Source organism: Brevundimonas sp. GW821-FHT02A10 (assembly GCF_059422025.1).
In genome coordinates this window covers 948,518-964,863 of the sequence record NZ_JBWKWC010000001.1, presented here as the reverse complement: position 1 = coordinate 964,863, position 16,346 = coordinate 948,518, and the positions used below count along the sequence as shown (strand labels likewise).

15 protein-coding genes are annotated in these 16,346 nt (G+C 67.9%); 9 read left to right on the top strand and 6 right to left on the bottom strand.

Translation table 11 applies throughout. The features are described from left to right. Nucleotides 1-87: 87 nt before the first annotated feature. Genes AC07U0_RS04420 through fsa form a run of 4 tightly spaced genes read right to left on the bottom strand, consistent with a single transcriptional unit; the run spans nucleotide 88 to nucleotide 3,362 of the window. Nucleotides 88-1,029 carry a 2-hydroxyacid dehydrogenase gene (locus AC07U0_RS04420; protein WP_494718804.1) on the bottom strand — a complete coding sequence of 314 codons (942 nt, stop codon included), beginning with the start codon at nucleotides 1,027-1,029 and terminating at the stop codon, nucleotides 88-90. Between the two features lie 9 nt (nucleotides 1,030-1,038). Continuing rightward, nucleotides 1,039-1,956, bottom strand: a complete 918-nt coding sequence (locus AC07U0_RS04415) for a tyrosine recombinase XerC (RefSeq protein ID WP_494718803.1) — start codon at nucleotides 1,954-1,956, stop codon at nucleotides 1,039-1,041. Beyond that, nucleotides 1,953-2,675, bottom strand: a complete 723-nt coding sequence (locus AC07U0_RS04410; protein ID WP_494718802.1) for a DUF484 family protein — start codon at nucleotides 2,673-2,675, stop codon at nucleotides 1,953-1,955. The genes AC07U0_RS04415 and AC07U0_RS04410 overlap by 4 nt, the downstream gene beginning before the upstream one ends. Nucleotides 2,676-2,708: 33 nt before the next feature. Beyond that, on the bottom strand, nucleotides 2,709-3,362 hold the full coding sequence (gene fsa, locus AC07U0_RS04405; protein WP_494718801.1) for a fructose-6-phosphate aldolase: 654 nt from the start codon (nucleotides 3,360-3,362) through the stop codon (nucleotides 2,709-2,711). A gap of 30 nt (nucleotides 3,363-3,392) precedes the next feature. Between fsa and AC07U0_RS04400 the strand changes: the two genes are divergently transcribed. The 4 genes from AC07U0_RS04400 to AC07U0_RS04385 all read left to right on the top strand — a co-directional run bounded on the left by AC07U0_RS04400 (nucleotide 3,393) and on the right by AC07U0_RS04385 (nucleotide 8,723). Beyond that, entirely contained in the window at nucleotides 3,393-5,555 is a 2,163-nt protein-coding gene (locus tag AC07U0_RS04400) for a primosomal protein N' (protein WP_494718800.1), read from the top strand. 96 nt (nucleotides 5,556-5,651) lie between these two features. Further along, nucleotides 5,652-6,653, top strand: a complete 1,002-nt coding sequence (locus AC07U0_RS04395) for an agmatine deiminase family protein (RefSeq protein WP_494718799.1) — start codon at nucleotides 5,652-5,654, stop codon at nucleotides 6,651-6,653. After that, nucleotides 6,653-7,525, top strand: a complete 873-nt coding sequence (gene aguB / locus AC07U0_RS04390) for an N-carbamoylputrescine amidase (RefSeq protein WP_494718798.1) — start codon at nucleotides 6,653-6,655, stop codon at nucleotides 7,523-7,525. Before AC07U0_RS04395 ends, aguB begins: the two co-directional genes overlap by 1 nt. Nucleotides 7,526-7,586: 61 nt before the next feature. Next, on the top strand, nucleotides 7,587-8,723 hold the full coding sequence (locus AC07U0_RS04385; protein ID WP_494718797.1) for a CobW family GTP-binding protein: 1,137 nt from the start codon (nucleotides 7,587-7,589) through the stop codon (nucleotides 8,721-8,723). 7 nt (nucleotides 8,724-8,730) lie between these two features. Here AC07U0_RS04385 and AC07U0_RS04380 read toward each other — a convergent pair whose 3' ends face one another. Further along, a complete protein-coding gene (locus AC07U0_RS04380) occupies nucleotides 8,731-9,147 on the bottom strand; it encodes a hypothetical protein (protein WP_494718796.1) in 417 nt (138 codons plus the stop codon). A 94-nt stretch (nucleotides 9,148-9,241) separates the two neighbouring features. Between AC07U0_RS04380 and AC07U0_RS04375 the strand changes: the two genes are divergently transcribed. The 5 genes from AC07U0_RS04375 to AC07U0_RS04355 all read left to right on the top strand — a co-directional run bounded on the left by AC07U0_RS04375 (nucleotide 9,242) and on the right by AC07U0_RS04355 (nucleotide 15,228). Further along, nucleotides 9,242-10,210: a WD40 repeat domain-containing protein gene (locus tag AC07U0_RS04375; protein ID WP_494718795.1), complete on the top strand. Its 969-nt coding sequence runs from the start codon at nucleotides 9,242-9,244 to the stop codon at nucleotides 10,208-10,210. A gap of 40 nt (nucleotides 10,211-10,250) precedes the next feature. Beyond that, nucleotides 10,251-10,415 carry a hypothetical protein gene (locus AC07U0_RS04370; protein ID WP_494718794.1) on the top strand — a complete coding sequence of 55 codons (165 nt, stop codon included), beginning with the start codon at nucleotides 10,251-10,253 and terminating at the stop codon, nucleotides 10,413-10,415. A 49-nt stretch (nucleotides 10,416-10,464) separates the two neighbouring features. Then, nucleotides 10,465-11,163, top strand: coding sequence for a monofunctional biosynthetic peptidoglycan transglycosylase (mtgA, locus tag AC07U0_RS04365; protein ID WP_494718793.1), 699 nt, complete (start codon nucleotides 10,465-10,467; stop codon nucleotides 11,161-11,163). Nucleotides 11,164-11,226: 63 nt separating this feature from the next. Further along, on the top strand, nucleotides 11,227-13,128 hold the full coding sequence (locus AC07U0_RS04360; protein WP_494718792.1) for a M2 family metallopeptidase: 1,902 nt from the start codon (nucleotides 11,227-11,229) through the stop codon (nucleotides 13,126-13,128). A 159-nt stretch (nucleotides 13,129-13,287) separates the two neighbouring features. Continuing rightward, nucleotides 13,288-15,228: a pilus assembly protein TadG-related protein gene (locus AC07U0_RS04355; protein ID WP_494718791.1), complete on the top strand. Its 1,941-nt coding sequence runs from the start codon at nucleotides 13,288-13,290 to the stop codon at nucleotides 15,226-15,228. 151 nt (nucleotides 15,229-15,379) lie between these two features. Here AC07U0_RS04355 and AC07U0_RS04350 read toward each other — a convergent pair whose 3' ends face one another. Then, complete coding sequence (locus AC07U0_RS04350) at nucleotides 15,380-16,291, bottom strand: isopenicillin N synthase family dioxygenase (RefSeq protein ID WP_494719187.1); 912 nt, start codon at nucleotides 16,289-16,291, stop codon at nucleotides 15,380-15,382. Nucleotides 16,292-16,346 lie beyond the last annotated feature (55 nt).

The window sequence follows — 16,346 nt, the reverse complement described above, 5'->3', positions numbered from 1 at the left end:
GACCGCCTCCCAGCGGCGTTAGGGTCCCAGTGTAATCCCGAAATCGCTGTTCTCATAGCTCCGGGTGCGGAGGATCAGGGCCGGAAATCAGGGAACCGGCGTCAGCGGCTCATGGCCTGCGAGGACGGCCTCGAGATTGGCGATCATCAGTTCGGCCATGGCGGTGCGGGCCTCCACGGTGGCGGAGCCGATGTGAGGCGTGAGCACGCAGTGGTCGCTGTCGATGAGGGCCTGGGGAACCTGCGGCTCATGGGCGAAGACGTCCAGTCCCGCGCCGCCCAGCCGGCCTTCGCCGAGGGCCGCGATGAGGGCGTCTTCGTCCACGACTTCACCGCGTGCGATATTGATCAGGACGCCATCGGGACCCAGGGCGGCCAGAACAGGCGCATCGACCAGCCTCTGCGTCGCCGCCCCGCCCGGGACCGCGACGATCAGGACATCGACCGAGGCCGCGAGGGCGACCGGGTCCGCCGCGTGCCGCCATTGGACATCCGGGACCGGACGACGGTTGTGGTAGGCGATCTCTCCGGCGAAGGGCTCCAGCCGCCGCGCGATCTCCCGCCCGATCCGGCCCAGGCCGAGGATGCCGTATCTCAGCCCGGTCGCGCTGCGGCCCAGGGGGAATTTTCCCCCGGCGGCCCAGTGTCCCGCCCGCAGCCAACGCTCGGCGGCCGGCAGGCGGCGCAGGGTCGACAGGGTCAGGGCCACGGCCAGATCGGCGACGTCGGCGCTGAGCACGTCGGGGGTGTTGGTCACGATCACGCCGCGCGACCGGGCATGGGCGACATCGACCCTGTCATAGCCGACGCCGTGGACGGCGATGATCGTCAGCTCGGGCAGGGCGTCGATCAGGCTGTTTGGAACCGCCGTTCCGCCCGAGGCGACGACGGCGCTGATCGGAACGTCAGTCGGCGGCGAGCCGTCGGCTTCGGCTTTATGAAGGGTCCAGGACCCGGTCTTCAGCTGCTCGTCGGCGAGTTCGGGCAGGCCGGGCAGAACGAGAATGTGGGGGAGGGATGCGTCGGACATCCGCCCCTTCTAGGCCCGGGGGTGGGCCGCGGCATAGGCGCCGAGCAGCCGGGCGGCGTCGACGGCGGTGTATTTCTGGGTCGTCGACAGGCTGGCGTGGCCCAGCAGCTCCTGGATCGACCTCAAATCGGCCCCGGCGCCCAGCAGGTGGGTGGCGAAGGAGTGGCGCAGGGCGTGGGGCGTGGCGCTGGCGGGCAGGCCCAGCCGGCCCCGCAGCGTCTGCACCGTCGCCTGGACGTGGCGGGGGCTCAGGGGGCCGCCCCGTCTGGCCCGGAACAGGGCGTCACGCGGCTCCAGCGGGAAGGGCTGAAGCGCCAGATAGGCGTCCACCGCCTCCCTGACGGCGGGCAGGACGGGAACGATACGGGTCTTCGACCCCTTGCCGACGATGCGGATCGTCTCGGGCAGGGGGGCGTCGGCCCGGATCAGGCTCAGGCCCTCGGAGATCCGCAGGCCGCAGCCATAAAGCAGGGTCAGGACGGCCCGGTCGCGCGCGGCCTCCCACGGCTCGGCGTCAGGATCGGCCTCGGGCTCCTGCATCAGGCCGCGCGCCTGATCGGCGGTGACGGGGCGGGGCAGGGAGGGTTTGATCTTCGGTCCCCGGACGAGGGCCAACTGGGACGCGGGCGTGTCGCAGCGGCGGTCGAGGAAGTCGTGAAAGCCCCGGATGGCCGCCAGCGTCTGGCCCAGCGACCGCGCGTTCAGCGGATGCTCCCCGCTGCGGCGCTCGGCCAGATGGGCGCGGACCTCGGCGGCGGTGACCGTGCCCAGATCGGCCAACGACTGCGGCTCGCCGCGATAGCGTTCGAGGAAGCCGAGGTAGTGCCGCCCGATATGGCCATAGGCCTCCAGCGTGCGGGGCGACAGCCGTCGCTCATGCGCCAGATGCTCGAGCCAGGCGAGCAGGACCTCGCCGGAGGTTTTCAATTGAGGATCGGCCAGCGCTCGGCCGTGCGTTCGACGACCCGGGCGATGAAGGCCACCAGTTCGCAGCCCATCTGGGGCGTGAAGCCCTCTTCCTCGGGCGAGCCGAAGGCGCAGATGGCGTGGCGGGCGCCGCCGAGGTCGCCGGCGGGATCACCGCCGAAGACCGGGGCCATGCGGATCAGGGCGACGGACTTCACCTGTTCATCGGTCGCGCCGAACAGGTCGAGGCCTTCGAAATTCGGACCGAGCCAGGTCAGGCCGTGGTCGCCGAGCAGGGAATCGACGCCGCCGACCTCCAGCGCGCGCCAGCCGAACGGCACGCCGCCGGGCTTCTCCAGGGCGATAGCGGCGCCGGCGAGGCCGAAGCGCCCTTGAGCGGCCGCATCCAGGCGGCGGGCGAGGTCGGAGTGGTTGCGGGCCTCCAGCAGGTCCAGGGCCGCGACATGGGTCTGGGTCTGGGCGGCGAAATTGGCGCGGGCGACCGTCTCGATCTGCTTGCGAGCGTCCGATTCGCGGTTGGCGACGGCTTCCAGCTTCGTCAGGGCGGCGGGGCCGAAGTCCACGACGTTGCGGCCATGCGGCTTCAGCCCGATTTCTTCCAAAAGGGACCGGTCATCGAGCAGGATCTGCGGATTGGCCTGCAGCCAGGCGCGCACCTCCGGCCAATGGGGCTCGGAACTGGCTTCCAGCTCGGCGAAAAGGTCTCGGGTGCCGCTCAACGTCGTCTCCTCCCGGAAACGCCGGGCCGGATGCTACAGGATCGACTGACCGGTCTTGCCCCAGTCCGCCAGGAATTGATCAAGCCCCTTGTCGGTTAAGGGGTGCTTGACGAGGGCCTTGAAAACGTCAGCCGGAAGGGTCGCTGCGTCCGATCCCGCCACAGCCGCGGCCGATACGTGACCCGGGTTGCGCAGGGACGCGGCCAGAATCTGGGTCTCGAAACCATGCAGATCATAGAGGACGCGGATTTCCTCCAGCAGGCCGATGCCGTCGGCGCCGTGGTCTTCCAGACGGCCGACGAAGGGCGAGATGAAGGTTGCGCCGGCCTTGGCGGCCAGCATGGCCTGGGCGGCGGAGAAGCACAGGGTGACGTTGGTCTTGATGCCCTTGTCGGTGAAGTTACGCGCGGCGCGCAGCCCGTCCCAGGTCAGAGGCAGCTTGACCACGACGTTCGGGGCGATGGCAGCGAGCTTGTCGCCTTCCTTGACCATGGTCTCGAAATCGGTCGCGACGGCCTCGGCCGAGATCGGCCCCTCGACCAGGGCGCAGATTTCAGCGATGACCTCGGCGATGTTTCTCCCCGACTTGGCGATCAGCGTAGGATTGGTGGTCACGCCGTCCACCATCCCGGTGGGCAGCATGTCCTTGATGACGGCGACGTCGGCGGTGTCGAGGAAGAGTTTCATGGCGGGGTTTCTAGCCGAGGCGGGCCGGTCTTGAAAGTCGCATCCGTCCTCATTCCGCTGCCGGTGCCGGAAGCCTTCGACTATGAGGTCGCGGCCGATATGGCGGTGGAGCGCGGCGATCAGGTCGCCGTGCCGCTGGGGCCCCGGCTGATGCGCGGCATCGTGTCCGAGGTGCGCGAGACCACCGGCTCGAACCGGCGATTGAAGGCCGTGGAGATGGTGCTGGACGACCCGCGCCTGCCGTCAGGGACGGTGGATTTCGTCGAATGGGCCGCCCGCTGGACCCTGAACGCACCGGGCGAGATGGCCTCGACCGCCCTGAAGGGTCTGCGCGCGCCGCGGCCGAAGCCCGAGCGTCGGGTGCGCCGGGTCGAGGGACGGGAGCCTGCGCGACCCACAACCTCACGGACGGCGGTGCTGGCGGCGTTGGGAAGCCGGTCGATGCCGGGTCCGGATCTGGCGCGGGCGGCGGCGGTGTCTTCGGGTGTGGTCAAGGGGCTGGTCGACGAGGGCGTGCTGGAGATCATCGAGATCGAGGCGGTCGCCGCCTTCGATGCGCCCGACCCCGACCATGCGCCCTCGACCCTGAATGCGGATCAGGCCGCTTCGGCGACGGCGATCGCGGAGGCGGTGGAGGCCGGCGGTTTCGCCCCCTTCCTGCTGGACGGTGTCACCGGCTCGGGCAAGACCGAGGCCTATCTGGAAGCCGTGGCGCGAACGCTGAAGGCCGATCCGACGGCCCAGATCCTGATCCTGTTGCCCGAGATCGCGCTTACACAGGCCCTGATCGCCCGGCTGGCGGACCGCTTCGGCGCCGACCCGGCCGAATGGCATTCGGGGATCGCCCCGCCCCGCCGACGTCAGGTCTGGGAGGCGGTGGTCGCGGGTCGCTGCAACATCGTGGTCGGGGCGCGCTCTGCCCTGTTCCTGCCTTTCGTGAACCTGAAGCTGATCGTTGTCGACGAGGAGCACGACAGCTCGTTCAAACAGGAGGAAGGCCTCGTCTATCACGGCCGCGACCTCGCCGTGGCGCGGGCGCGGATCGAGGGGGCGGCGGTGGTGCTGGCCTCGGCGACCCCGTCGCTGGAGACCCTCTTCAACGCAGGTCAGGGCCGCTATCGCTGGCTGAAGCTCGGCGCGCGGCACGGGACGGCGGTCCTGCCCGACATCCGCCTGCTGGACCTGCGCCAGAACCCGCCCGATCCCCAGACCTGGCTGTCGCAGCCGCTCCGGGAGGCCATCGGCGAGACCCTGCTGAAGGGCGAACAGACCCTGCTGTTCCTGAACCGCCGCGGCTATGCGCCCGTGGTCCTGTGCCGGGCCTGCGGGCACCGGCTGACGGCGCCGGACACCGACAGCTGGCTGGTCGAGCACCGCTACACCGGCCGTCTCGTCTGCCACCTGACCGGCTTCTCCATGGCCCGGCCCAAGGTCTGCCCGTCCTGCGGGGCGTCGGACTCGCTGGTCGCCGTGGGGCCGGGCGTCGAACGGGTCGAGGAGGAGGTGAAGGCCCTCTTCCCCGAGGCGCGGACATCGGTGTTCAGCTCCGACACCGTGCCGGACGCGAAGGCGGCGCGGGCCCTGATCCAGTCGATGATCAACGGCGAGATCGACATCCTCGTGGCCACCCAGGCGGCGGCCAAGGGGCACAACTTCCCCAAGCTGACGCTGGTGGGGGTCGTGGATGCCGATCTGGGCCTGCGCGGCGGCGACCTGAGGGCGGCCGAACGGACCTTCCAGCTCCTGACCCAGGCCACGGGTCGGGCCGGGCGGGCGGAAATCCCGGGCCGGGCCCTGCTGCAGACCTGGACGCCCGAGCATCCGGTGCTGAAGGCGCTGGCGGCGGGCGATCGCGACGGCTTCGTCGAGGCCGAGATGGACGAGCGGGAGGCGGCGTCTCTGCCGCCCTTCGGACGGCTGGCGGCCCTGATCCTGTCGGGCGAGAACGCCGTGGCGGTGGAAAAGACGGCCGAGGCCCTGGCCCAGTCCATTCCCAACGCCGAGCGGCTGGAGGTCTACGGTCCCGCCGACGCCCCTCTCGCCCTGATCCGCGGGCGGCGACGTAAGCGGCTGCTGGTCCGGGCCGACCGCGACGTCGATCTGCAGGGCTTCCTGCGCGCCTGGCTGGCCCGGGTGAAGGTTCCGGCCTCCGTCCGGCTGACCATCGACGTGGATCCCTACAGCTTCCTCTAGGGCTGCCAAAGCCGTCCTTGTCATTGAAACGACAGGGTCGGATGTCTATCTGGACCCGCTTCCGGCCCCGCGCCGCTTCTCTGGATTTCGTCGCCCATGTCGCAAGTCATTCCCGCCGAATGGGCCCCGCACCGGGCCATGTGGGTCGGCTGGCCGAGCCATGAGGACCTGTGGGGCGAGGACTTCGAACAGGCGCAGTCCGAGGTCGAGGGGCTTGTCCGCGCCCTGGCCGGTCCGGGCCGCGAACAGGTCCGACTCATGATCGGCAACGAAGAGGCTCTGGCCGACGCGCAGGCGCGCTTCGCGGGCGTCGAGGGCGTGACCATCGTCCCCGGCCTGTTCGGCGACATCTGGCTGCGCGACACCGGCCCGATCTTCGGTCCCGGTTCGAAGACCGCCGCCGCCTTCGAATTCAACGGCTGGGGCGAGAAATACGTCTATGAGCACGACACCGAGGTCGCGGCGCAGATCGGCGACTATTCGGGCACGCCCCTGACGCGGCACAGCGCCATTCTGGAAGGCGGTTCGCTGGACCACGACGGTCTGGGGACCATCCTGACCACGCGCCAGTGCCTGCTCAATCCCAACCGCAACGCCGGCTGGACCGAGAACGTCGCTGGCATCGCACTCGAAGAAGCGCTCGGTGCGCGCAAGATCATCTGGCTGGGCGACGGCCTGCTCAACGACCACACCGACGGTCACGTCGACAACCTGGCCCGCTTCGTCGCGCCGGGCGTGGTCGCCTGCCCCATCGCCTTCGGCCTGAACGATCCGAACGCCGAGGCCTATGACGCCTGCGCCGCCGCGATCACCGCCTCGACCGATGCCGAAGGCACGCCGCTGAAGGTTCTGCGCATCCCGTCGCCGGGCATGGTGGTCGACGCTGACGAACGCCCGATCCCGGCCAGCCACATGAATTTCCTCATCGCCAACGGCGCCGTGGTCGTGCCGACCTACGGCAACGCCATGGCCGCGCGTCTGGCCTGTGAGGCGCTGTCGACGGTGTTCCCCGACCACGAGATCATCCCCCTGCCGTCCAAGGCCATCCTGACCGGCGGCGGATCCTTCCACTGCATCTCCCAGCAGGAGCCCGCCTGATGACCCGCACGATTTCCGTCGCCGGCCTGCAGACGTCCTACGGCGAGGACATGACCGCGAACATCGCCAAGACCGTTGATCTGGTGAAGCAGGCGGCGTCGAAGGGCGCGCAGGTGATCCTGCCGTCGGAACTGTTCCAGGGGCCGTATTTCTGCGTCTCGCAGGAGGAGCACTGGTTCGGCACCGCCTACCCGTGGCGTGAGCATCCGGCGGTGATCGCCATGGCCGAGGTCGCCAAGGATCTGGGCGTCGCCATCCCCGTCTCGATCTTCGAGAAGGAGGGACCGCACTACTACAACTCCATCGTCATGCTGGACGCCGACGGTTCGCCTCTGGGCGTCTATCGCAAGAGCCACATTCCGGATGGCCCGGGATATCAGGAAAAATACTATTTCCGCCCGGGAGATACGGGCTTCAAGGTCTGGAGTACCCGCTTCGGCAAGGTCGGGGTCGGCATCTGCTGGGACCAGTGGTTCCCCGAGGCCGCGCGGGCCATGGCCCTGATGGGCGCCGATGTCCTTATGTATCCGACCGCCATCGGCACCGAGCCGCATGACGCCAGCCTGCATACCGCCCAGCCCTGGCGGCGGGCCATGCAGGGCCATGCGGTCTCGAACGCCATCCCCGTGGTCGGCGCCAACCGGATCGGCCATGAGACGGTGACCCCGGTTGGCCAGACCTTCTACGGCCATTCCTTCATCGCCGATCAGCAGGGCGAACTGGTCGAGAGCTTCGGCGCCGAAGACGAGGGCGCTCTGGTTCACACCTTCGATCTGGCCGAACTGGATCGGTATCGCGCGGCCTGGGGCTTCTTCCGTGATCGGCGGACGGACCTGTATGGATCGCTGACCTCGGCGCGTCCGACGAACTAGGACCACGAACTGGAAGGCGGGCCTCTTCCCTTCCCGGGGGGGAACCGCCATCTAGCGGCGCATGACCTCGACCCTCGACGCCCCCGCCTCCTCCGCCGCCACCAATGGCAAGATCCCCGTCACCGTCCTGACCGGCTATCTCGGGGCGGGCAAGACGACGCTGCTGAACCGGATCCTGACCGAGGACCACGGCAAGCGGTACGCTGTCATCGTCAATGAGTTCGGCGAGATCGGCATCGACAACGATCTCGTCGTCGGCGCCGACGAGGACGTGTTCGAGATGAACAACGGCTGCGTCTGCTGCACGGTGCGCGGCGACCTGATCCGCGTCGTCGCCGGCCTGATGAAGCGCCAGCGCCCCGGCAAGCCGGCCTTCGACGCCATCATCGTGGAGACCACAGGTCTGGCCGATCCGGGTCCGGTGGCCCAGACCTTCTTCGTCGACGAGGACGTCAAGGCCAAGACCCAGCTGGACAGCGTCACCGCTCTGGTCGACGCCAAACACGTCATGGCGCGTCTCGACGACTCGAAAGAGGCGCGCGAGCAGGTGGCCTTCGCCGACCGCATCATCCTGAACAAGGTCGATCTGGCCTCGGAAGAAGAACTGGTCGCGGTCGAGCAGCGGCTGCGCAAGCTGAACCCGCTCGCCCCCATCACCCGCGCCGAACGGGCCAATGTGCCGCTGGATCAGGTTCTGGGCCTGCATGGCTTCGATCTGGAGCGGATCCTCGACATCAATCCCGAGTTCGCCAACCCCGCCCATGGCGAGGCCGGCCACGTCCACGACGAACACTGCGGCCATGACCACCATCACCACGACCACGACGGTCATGACCACGATCATCACGGACACGACCACGATCATGACCACGCTCACGGCGCGCGCGGTCACGCCCATGAGGACGACATCAAGGGCATCTCGGTCTCGGTCGACGGCGCGCTGAACGGTCAGAAATTCACCGCCTGGCTGGACCGGCTGCTGGGCGAGCAGGGCCAGAACATCCTGCGCGCCAAGGGCATCATCAGCGTCGAGGGCGAGGAGCGCCGTCTGGTCTTCCAGGCCGTGCACATGATCCTTGAGGGTGATCTGCAGCGCGAATGGGGACCGACCGAACGCCGCTGGTCCCGCGCCGTCTTCATCGGCCGCGATCTCGACGAGGCCGCGATCCGCGCCGGTTTCGAGGGCTGTGCCGCCTGATCGGCGCTCAGCTCTTGCAGACGTGGTCGATCAGCAGGGTCTGACCGGGGTCGCTGGCCGGGACGGGAACGGGAGCGCTCCCCTCCTGCACAGTCCGCATGAAGGCCGTGGCGTTGTAGAAGTCGGTGGTTCCCGTGCCGATCGCCGGGGTCTCGCAATCGACAAGCGCTTCGGCGACGACCGTGCTGACGCTGGTCCCGTCCGGCGACGGCGGGATGTCGGCCTTCATGGTGAAACGCACCGTCGCGCCGTCGCGCACGATGCTGGTGGGCAGGACGGAGTATTTCGCACCACCGGCCCAACCCAGCTCCAGCCAGGCGGCGTTGTCCCGCTGGAACAGGGCTTGCGCCGAAGCCGCGCCTGCGGCTCCGACGAGCCCGAGAACGAGCGCCGCCGTCACGGCGTGGCGTTTGCGTGTGGTCATGATGGTCCCCCCCGTTTTCCCGAGCGTCGTCAGAGGGAGCCGCGACGTCAAGGTCCGGCGTTGACCCCGGCGTCCGGACCTCTATGTCACAGGCATGAGCCAGTTCGCCTTCGACGCCCAGATCACCGCCGCCCTGTTCGACAAGGACGGCGCCGTCTTTGCCTTGGGCGACGGGTCGGTACGGTTCGAGGACGGGTCGTATAATTCGGTCCACGACGGGGCGATTCTGTGCGCGGCCCTGCACCCCTCGGGCGACGGCATCGTCACCGGCGGCGACGACGGCCGGGTGATCTGGAGCCGCAAGATGGAGGCCGGGGTCCTGGCCACCTCGGCGAGGAACCAGTGGGTCGACGCCATCGACGCCTCGGCCGAGACGAAGCTGATCGCCTTCTCCTCGGGCAAGACCCTGTCGGTGATCGACGCCACCGACATGGGCTTCCGCCGCGACTTCGAGCATGAGCGGACGGTCTCGGGCGTGGCCTTCGATCCGAAGGGCCGCCGCATCGCGACGTCGACCTACGGCGGCGCGGCCCTGTGGTACGCCCGGATCGCGCAGCAGAAGCCGACGCTGCTGAAATGGGCCGGGTCGCACACCGGCATCGCCTTCTCGCCCGACGGAAACTTCCTGATCTCGACCATGCAGGACGCCCAGCTGCATGGCTGGCGGCTGAAGGATTCCAGGGATATGCGAATGGGCGGCTATCCGTCCAAGGTGCGCAGCGTCGCCTTCCTGTCCGACGGCCGGCTGATGGCCACCTCGGGGGCGCAGGGCGCGGTGCTCTGGCCCTTCGTCGGCGCTAACGGCCCGATGGGCAAGGAGGCGACCGAGATCGGCTATGACGAGGGCAGTCTGGTGACCCTGGTCGCCGGCCAGCCGAAGCATGGCGTCATGGCGGCCGGTCTCAGCGACGGCCGCGTCTGGTGGGCCGATCCGGCCGGGCAGGGGCTGCGGTTCCTCAAGGCCGAACGCGGCGCCGCCATCTGCGCCCTGGCCATGAGCCCGAACGGCCAGCGCGTCGCCTGGGCCGATGAAGACGGCGCCGCCGGGGTCGCCGAGGCCTGACCGCTCGACACCGAACCGGATTCGGCCGCATCGTCCGTTCATGAGCCCCAGGACCGGCGACCGTCCGCGCAAGACCCGGACACAGGCGAACAGGCCGGCCGAGACCCCGGTCGGCGCCTACGGCTGTCTTGTCGTCGGCATCATCGTGGCGGTGCTGCTCGTCGGGTTGGCGGTGATCTTCCTGTGGGACGTGAACCAGCACTGAGCCTTGCCAGCACTCTTGCCTTGGGGGCCGGGATGACGAACATGGGGCCATGTTCGGGGTTCCAAAGCTCGGGCGGCGCAGCCGTCCGTTTCTGATCATCTTCCCGGTGCTGTGCTTCCTGCCGATTGGAGGGGTGCTGGTCCATGCCGTCCTGCCGCCGCCGATGACCGTGCTGATGGTGCAGCAACTGGTCGGCGGCAAAGGTCTGGACTACCGCTGGCGGGGTCTGAACGACATCTCGCCCAACCTCGTCTATTCGGCCATCGGCGCCGAGGACGCGCGCTTCTGTTCGCACAGTGGCTTCGACTTCAAGGCCATCCAGAAGGCGCTGGACCATAACGATGACGGCGGAAAGATCCGGGGCGGTTCGACCATCAGCCAGCAGACCGCCAAGAACGTCTTCCTCTGGCCGTCGCGTGACTGGGTCAGGAAAGGTCTGGAGGCGGGCTACACCGTCCTGATCGAAGGCGTCTGGGGCAAGCGCCGGATCATGGAGACCTATCTGAACGTCGCCGAATGGGCGCCGGGCGTCTATGGCGCCGAGGCTGCCTCGCAGCACTGGTTCGGCAAGTCGGCGCGCGATCTGACGCCGCAGCAGGCGGCCCGGCTGGCGGCCATCCTGCCAAGCCCGCGCCGCTATGACGCGGCCAAGCCAGGGCCCTATGTCCGACGCCGTGCGGCGCGCATTCAGGCGGCAGCCCGGGCCGTGCGGGTTCAGGGGCTGGGGACCTGCGTCTACCCGCGCTAGTCGGGCGCCCTTGACGGAACCGGCGACGAAGCCTTCCTTGCTCGCCTTGCTGGAGAGGGTTTCATGAAAACATATCTGTTGGCCGCCGTCGCCGCCGCCGCTCTGGGTCTCGCTGCCTGCGCCACCACCGCCGATCCGGCCGTCGAAGTTGCCGCTGACGACGCCGTCGCCGGGGGCGCTGCCGTCGACGCCGCCGGCTCCGCCGCGCCCGCTGTCGACGAACAGCCCGTGACCGCCGAGGGCGCGACCGCCTTCATCGCCGAGGCCGAGACGAAGCTGGCGACGATCAGCGAATACCAGCAGCGTGTCGCCTGGACCCGGGCCACCAACATCACCTTCGACACCATGTGGCTGGAGGCCAAGGTCAATGCCGAGGTAACCGAGCTGCAGGTCCAGCTGGCCAATGAGGCCGCCCGCTTCAACGATGTTCAGGTCCCCGCCGATGTGCGGCGCAAGCTGAACCTGCTGCGGCTCGGCATCGTCCTGCCGGCGCCCAACCGCCCGGGCGCGGCCGCTGAGCTGGCCCAGATCACGACCCGTCTGGATTCGACTTATTCGACCGGCAAGTTCGCGTTCAAGGGCAAGGAAATCACCCTCGATGACGCCAATGTCCTGATCGCCGAGAGCCGCGATCCGGCCGAGACCAAAGCCCTGTACGAAGGCTGGCGCACCATCTCGCCGGTGATGAAGCCCGACTACGCCCGCATGGTCGAGATCGCCAATGAGGGCTCGCGCGAGCTGGGCTTCGCCGACACCGGGGCGATGTGGCGCGCCGGCTATGACATGGCGCCCGACGATTTCGCGAAAGAGACCGACCGGCTGTGGGCGCAGGTGAAGCCCTTCTATGTGAACCTGCACTGCTATGTCCGGGCGCGGCTGAACGCCAAATACGGCGATGCGGTCCAGCCGAAGACCGGCCCGATCCGCGCCGACCTGCTGGGAAACATGTGGTCGCAGCAGTGGGGGAATATCTATGACGTCGTCGCCCCGGCGACCGGCGGCCAGAGCAGCTACGACCTGACCAAGCTGTTGACCGACGCGAACTATGACGCGACGAAAATGGTCCAGACGGGCGAGGGTTTCTACAAGTCGCTGGGCCTCGCGGCCCTGCCCCAGACCTTCTGGGAACGGTCCCAGATCGTGCGCCCGCGCGACCGCGAGGTCGTCTGCCATGCCTCGGCCTGGGACGTCGACAACCTCGAGGACGTGCGCATCAAGATGTGCACCCAGGTCAATGCCGACGACTTCTACACCGTGCACCACGAGCTGGGGCACAACTACTATCAGCGCGCCTACAAGGATCAGCCCATGCTGTTCCGCAACGGGGCTAACGACGGCTTCCACGAGGCGATCGGCGACTTCATCGGTCTGTCGGCCCTGACGCCCACCTATCTGAACCAGATCGGCCTGCTGAAGACGACGCCGGGCGAGGACGAGGACATCCCCTTCCTGCTCAAGATGGCGCTGGACAAGATCGCCTTCCTGCCGTTCGGTCTGATGGTCGACCGCTGGCGCTGGGGCGTGTTCTCGGGCGAAACGACGCCGGACCAGTATAACGCCGCCTGGAACGCGGACATGCTGAAATATCAGGGTCTTGTCGCGCCTGGACCGCGTCCCGCCGACGCCTTCGACCCCGGGGCGAAATACCATGTGCCGGCCGCCGTGCCCTATACCCGCTACTTCCTGGCCGCGATCTACCAGTTCCAGTTCCAGCGCGCGGCCTGCAAGATGGAGGGCTGGACCGGCCCGCTGCACCGCTGCTCGACCTATGGCAATGAAGAGGTCGGTCGCCGCTTCAACGCCATGCTGGAAATGGGTCAGTCGAAGCCCTGGCCCGAAGCGATGCAGGCCTTCACCGGCGAGACCGGCAACGACGCCACGGCCATCATCGACTACTTCGCCCCGCTGAACGCTTGGCTGACCGAGCAGAACCGCGGCAAGGACTGCGGCTGGTCGGAAACCTGAGGGCCCGGTTTCGGCTTCATGCCTGTAACCTAAGTCACGCCGCCGGAACGCGATTCCGGCGGCGTTAACCGTCCGCGGTACGGCTTCCCTTAACCGCCTTTACGGTATGGCTTCGCGATTGCGGGCCCGTGCGCCCGTTTGGGGATGTGCGAAAAGGCCATGGGCGTCGGGAACTGGATCAAGCGGCAGGGGCAGGCTGCGCGGGCGTTCGCCCGACGCTTCGGCGCCGCCACGCGCGGCAATGTGGCGATGATCTTCGCCATCAGCTTGCCGGTCCTGGTGATGATCACCATGGGCGGGGTCGACATCAACCGCGCCGCCACCGTGCGGGCGAACCTGCAGGACGCCCTGGACGCCGCGACCCTGGCGGCCGCCCGGTCCAGCGCGACCACCGAGGCCGACCTGACCGCCATTGGAACCAAGGCCCTGAAGGCCAATCTGCAGAACTATCCCGACATCAACCTGGCCAGCGCCACCTTCACCCTGAGCGCCGACCAGATCGTCATCGCCAACGCCACGGTCAATGTGAAGACCCTGGTCGCCAACATCATCCTGCCGCCCTATGGCAAGCTGCTGGACGACACCCTGCCGGTCGGGGCTCATTCCGAGGTCAACCGGTCGTCCAAGAACATCGAGGTCGGGCTGGTGCTCGACATCACCGGCTCCATGGCCGGTCAGCGCATCGCGGACCTGAAGACCGCCGCCGCCCAGCTGGTCGATATCGTCGTCCAGGACCAGCAGACGCCCTATTACACCCGCATGGCCATCGTGCCCTACTCGATCGGGGTCAATGTCGGGACCTACGCCAATGGCGCGCGGGGCACGCCGGCGACCAATGTGTCGATCACCGGCGCGGCCTGGAGCACGGGCACGGCCAAGACGATCACCGGCTTCAGCAACGCCAGTCCCGGGGTGATTACTTCCAGCTCCCACGGCTTCAGCACGGGCGACTCTGTCTGGGTCACGGGTCTGGCCAGCGGTTCGGGCAGCAGCGGGACCAAGTTCACCACCCTGAACGATCAGGCCTATGTGGTGACCAAGATCAACAACAACACCTTCTCGCTGAAAACCGTCAGCGGCTCGGCGGTCAACACCTCCTCGAACTGGCGCACCTGGTCGTCGGGCGGGACGGTGACCAAATGTCTCGTCGCCGACTGTTCGATCGTGGTCACGGCCAACGGGCACGGCCTGCAGGCGACGACGACGGACACCGGCGACACCCGTCCGACCACCGTCTACATCACCGGCGTCAGTGGCCTGACCTCGGGAACGACTTCGCTGGTCAATGACAAGCCCTTTGAAATCGCCAATGTCACGACCAACACCTTCTCGATCGGGGTGAACGGTTCGGGCTATTCGGCCTATTCCTCGGGCGGCAAGGCCTGGTGCGGCATGGACGGCTGTCAGTACCGGGTGTTCCGCAACGACAACGGCGGCGCCCTGACGGCCTTCCAGACCAGCACCTGCGTGTCCGAGCGGACGGGGGCCCAGCGCTATACCGACGCCTCGCCGTCCAGCGCCAAGGTCGGCCGCAACTACGCCTCGTCGAACAACCCCTGCCCCTCGGCGACCATCCAGCCGCTGACCGACAACAGGACCACGCTGAAGAACCTGATCACCGGCCTGACCGTGACCGGCTCGACCGCGGGCCAGATCGGTCTGGCCTGGGGCTGGTATACGGTGTCGCCGAACTTCAACGCCCTGTGGTCTTCGAATCCGGCGGGTCCCAATGTGCCCCGCGACACCCTGAAGGCCGTCATCCTGATGACCGACGGGGATTTCAACTCCCCCTATTGCACCGGGGTTCTGGCCGGTGATGCGGGCTCTGGCTCGGGCAGTGCGTCCGATCACATCAACTGCAACGCCACCAACGGCGACCCCTTCACCCAGGCCGCGGCCCTGTGCACCGCGATCAAGGCCCAGGACATCATCGTCTATACGGTCGGGTTCAGCGTGACCAAGGGCAGCGACGCCGCTGACATTCTGGCGGACTGCGCCACCGGCCCGGATTATGCCTTCCTGCCGGCCTCGGGCGCCGACCTCAGCGCCTCCTTCGCCGCCATCGGTCGCGACATCACAAGACTTAGAATCTCGAAGTAGCGGCGAAGAGCCGCTTCTTCGAGGGCGCTTCGCGCAGCGCTACCGCTCGGCTCGCGGAGCCTCGCTGCTTGAGCGCCGGGATTCCTTTGGTCCAAAAAGAAACGGCGCGTCCCGAGGGGCGCGCCGTTTTGCTTTCGGAATGGCTCGAGGATCAGATCAACCGGATCTCTTTCAGTCGCTCCATCAGGAAGTCCTCGGCCATGATGGACTTGCCGACATAGCGGTCGGGGTTCTCGGGCGTGATGGTCGAGGGCAGGGTCTCGATCACGAAGTCCGGGTTGAAGTGCAGGAAAAAGGGCGTCGAATAGCGGGCGAAGCCGCGACGCTCGGGCGCCGGATTGACCACCCGGTGGGTCGTCGAGGGCAGGACGTGGTTGGTCAGCCGCTGCAGCATGTCGCCGATGTTGACCACCAGGGCGCCGGGAGGCGGGGCGATGTCCAGCCATTCGCCTTCCGCGTCCTTGAGCTGCAGGCCGGCCTCTTCGGCGCCGAGCAGCAGGGTGATGACGTTGATGTCCTCATGGGCGCCGGCGCGCACGCCGGGCGCGTCCAGCGGCACGGGCGGATAGTGCAGCATGCGCAGCACGCTGTTGCCCATCTCGACCTTGTCCTCGAAGAAGTCGTCGCCGAGGTCGAGGTAGTGGGCGATGGCCTTGAGGATCTTGCGGCCGAGCGTGTCGAGCGCCTCGAACATGCCGTACAGGTGGTCGCGGAAGCCCTCGACCTCGGTCGGCCACAGGTTGGCGCGCATATATTTGCCGTAGGCGTGGCCGGCGGGCAGTTCGCGGCCGGTGTGCCAGAATTCCTTGAGATCGACGGTCTTGGCGTCCTTGGCCGCCTCGGTCCCGAACGGGGTCAGGCCGCGCGCGCCGCCGGTGCCGGGCATATGGTAGGCGCGCTTGACGTCCTCGGGCAGGGCGAAGAAGGCCTTGGCGTCGGCGATGGCCGCCTGGATCACGTCCTCGTCGAGGCCATGGTCGGCGATGACGGCGAAGCCATAGCGCTTGAACGAGGCGCCCAAATCGTCGCTGAAGCCCTGGAAGTCGGTGTCATAGCGCGACATCGACACGGGCTGGATGGCTCCGGCAGTCGAGGTGGCGGCGGTTTCTGCGGTCAGG

What these genes read in the sequence shown, in the direction of transcription:
- fsa (WP_494718801.1), bottom strand. Translation starts at nt 3,362, where the DNA reads ATGAAACTCTTCCTCGACACCGCCGACGTCGCCGTCATCAAGGACATG.
- AC07U0_RS04385 (WP_494718797.1), top strand. Translation starts at nt 7,587, where the DNA reads ATGACCTCGACCCTCGACGCCCCCGCCTCCTCCGCCGCCACCAATGGC.
- AC07U0_RS04420 (WP_494718804.1), bottom strand. Translation starts at nt 1,029, where the DNA reads ATGTCCGACGCATCCCTCCCCCACATTCTCGTTCTGCCCGGCCTGCCC.
- AC07U0_RS04350 (WP_494719187.1), bottom strand. Translation starts at nt 16,291, where the DNA reads ATGTCGCGCTATGACACCGACTTCCAGGGCTTCAGCGACGATTTGGGC.
- AC07U0_RS04375 (WP_494718795.1), top strand. Translation starts at nt 9,242, where the DNA reads ATGAGCCAGTTCGCCTTCGACGCCCAGATCACCGCCGCCCTGTTCGAC.
- AC07U0_RS04395 (WP_494718799.1), top strand. Translation starts at nt 5,652, where the DNA reads ATGTCGCAAGTCATTCCCGCCGAATGGGCCCCGCACCGGGCCATGTGG.
- AC07U0_RS04380 (WP_494718796.1), bottom strand. Translation starts at nt 9,147, where the DNA reads ATGACCACACGCAAACGCCACGCCGTGACGGCGGCGCTCGTTCTCGGG.
- AC07U0_RS04360 (WP_494718792.1), top strand. Translation starts at nt 11,227, where the DNA reads ATGAAAACATATCTGTTGGCCGCCGTCGCCGCCGCCGCTCTGGGTCTC.
- AC07U0_RS04355 (WP_494718791.1), top strand. Translation starts at nt 13,288, where the DNA reads ATGGGCGTCGGGAACTGGATCAAGCGGCAGGGGCAGGCTGCGCGGGCG.
- mtgA (WP_494718793.1), top strand. Translation starts at nt 10,465, where the DNA reads ATGTTCGGGGTTCCAAAGCTCGGGCGGCGCAGCCGTCCGTTTCTGATC.
- aguB (WP_494718798.1), top strand. Translation starts at nt 6,653, where the DNA reads ATGACCCGCACGATTTCCGTCGCCGGCCTGCAGACGTCCTACGGCGAG.
- AC07U0_RS04370 (WP_494718794.1), top strand. Translation starts at nt 10,251, where the DNA reads ATGAGCCCCAGGACCGGCGACCGTCCGCGCAAGACCCGGACACAGGCG.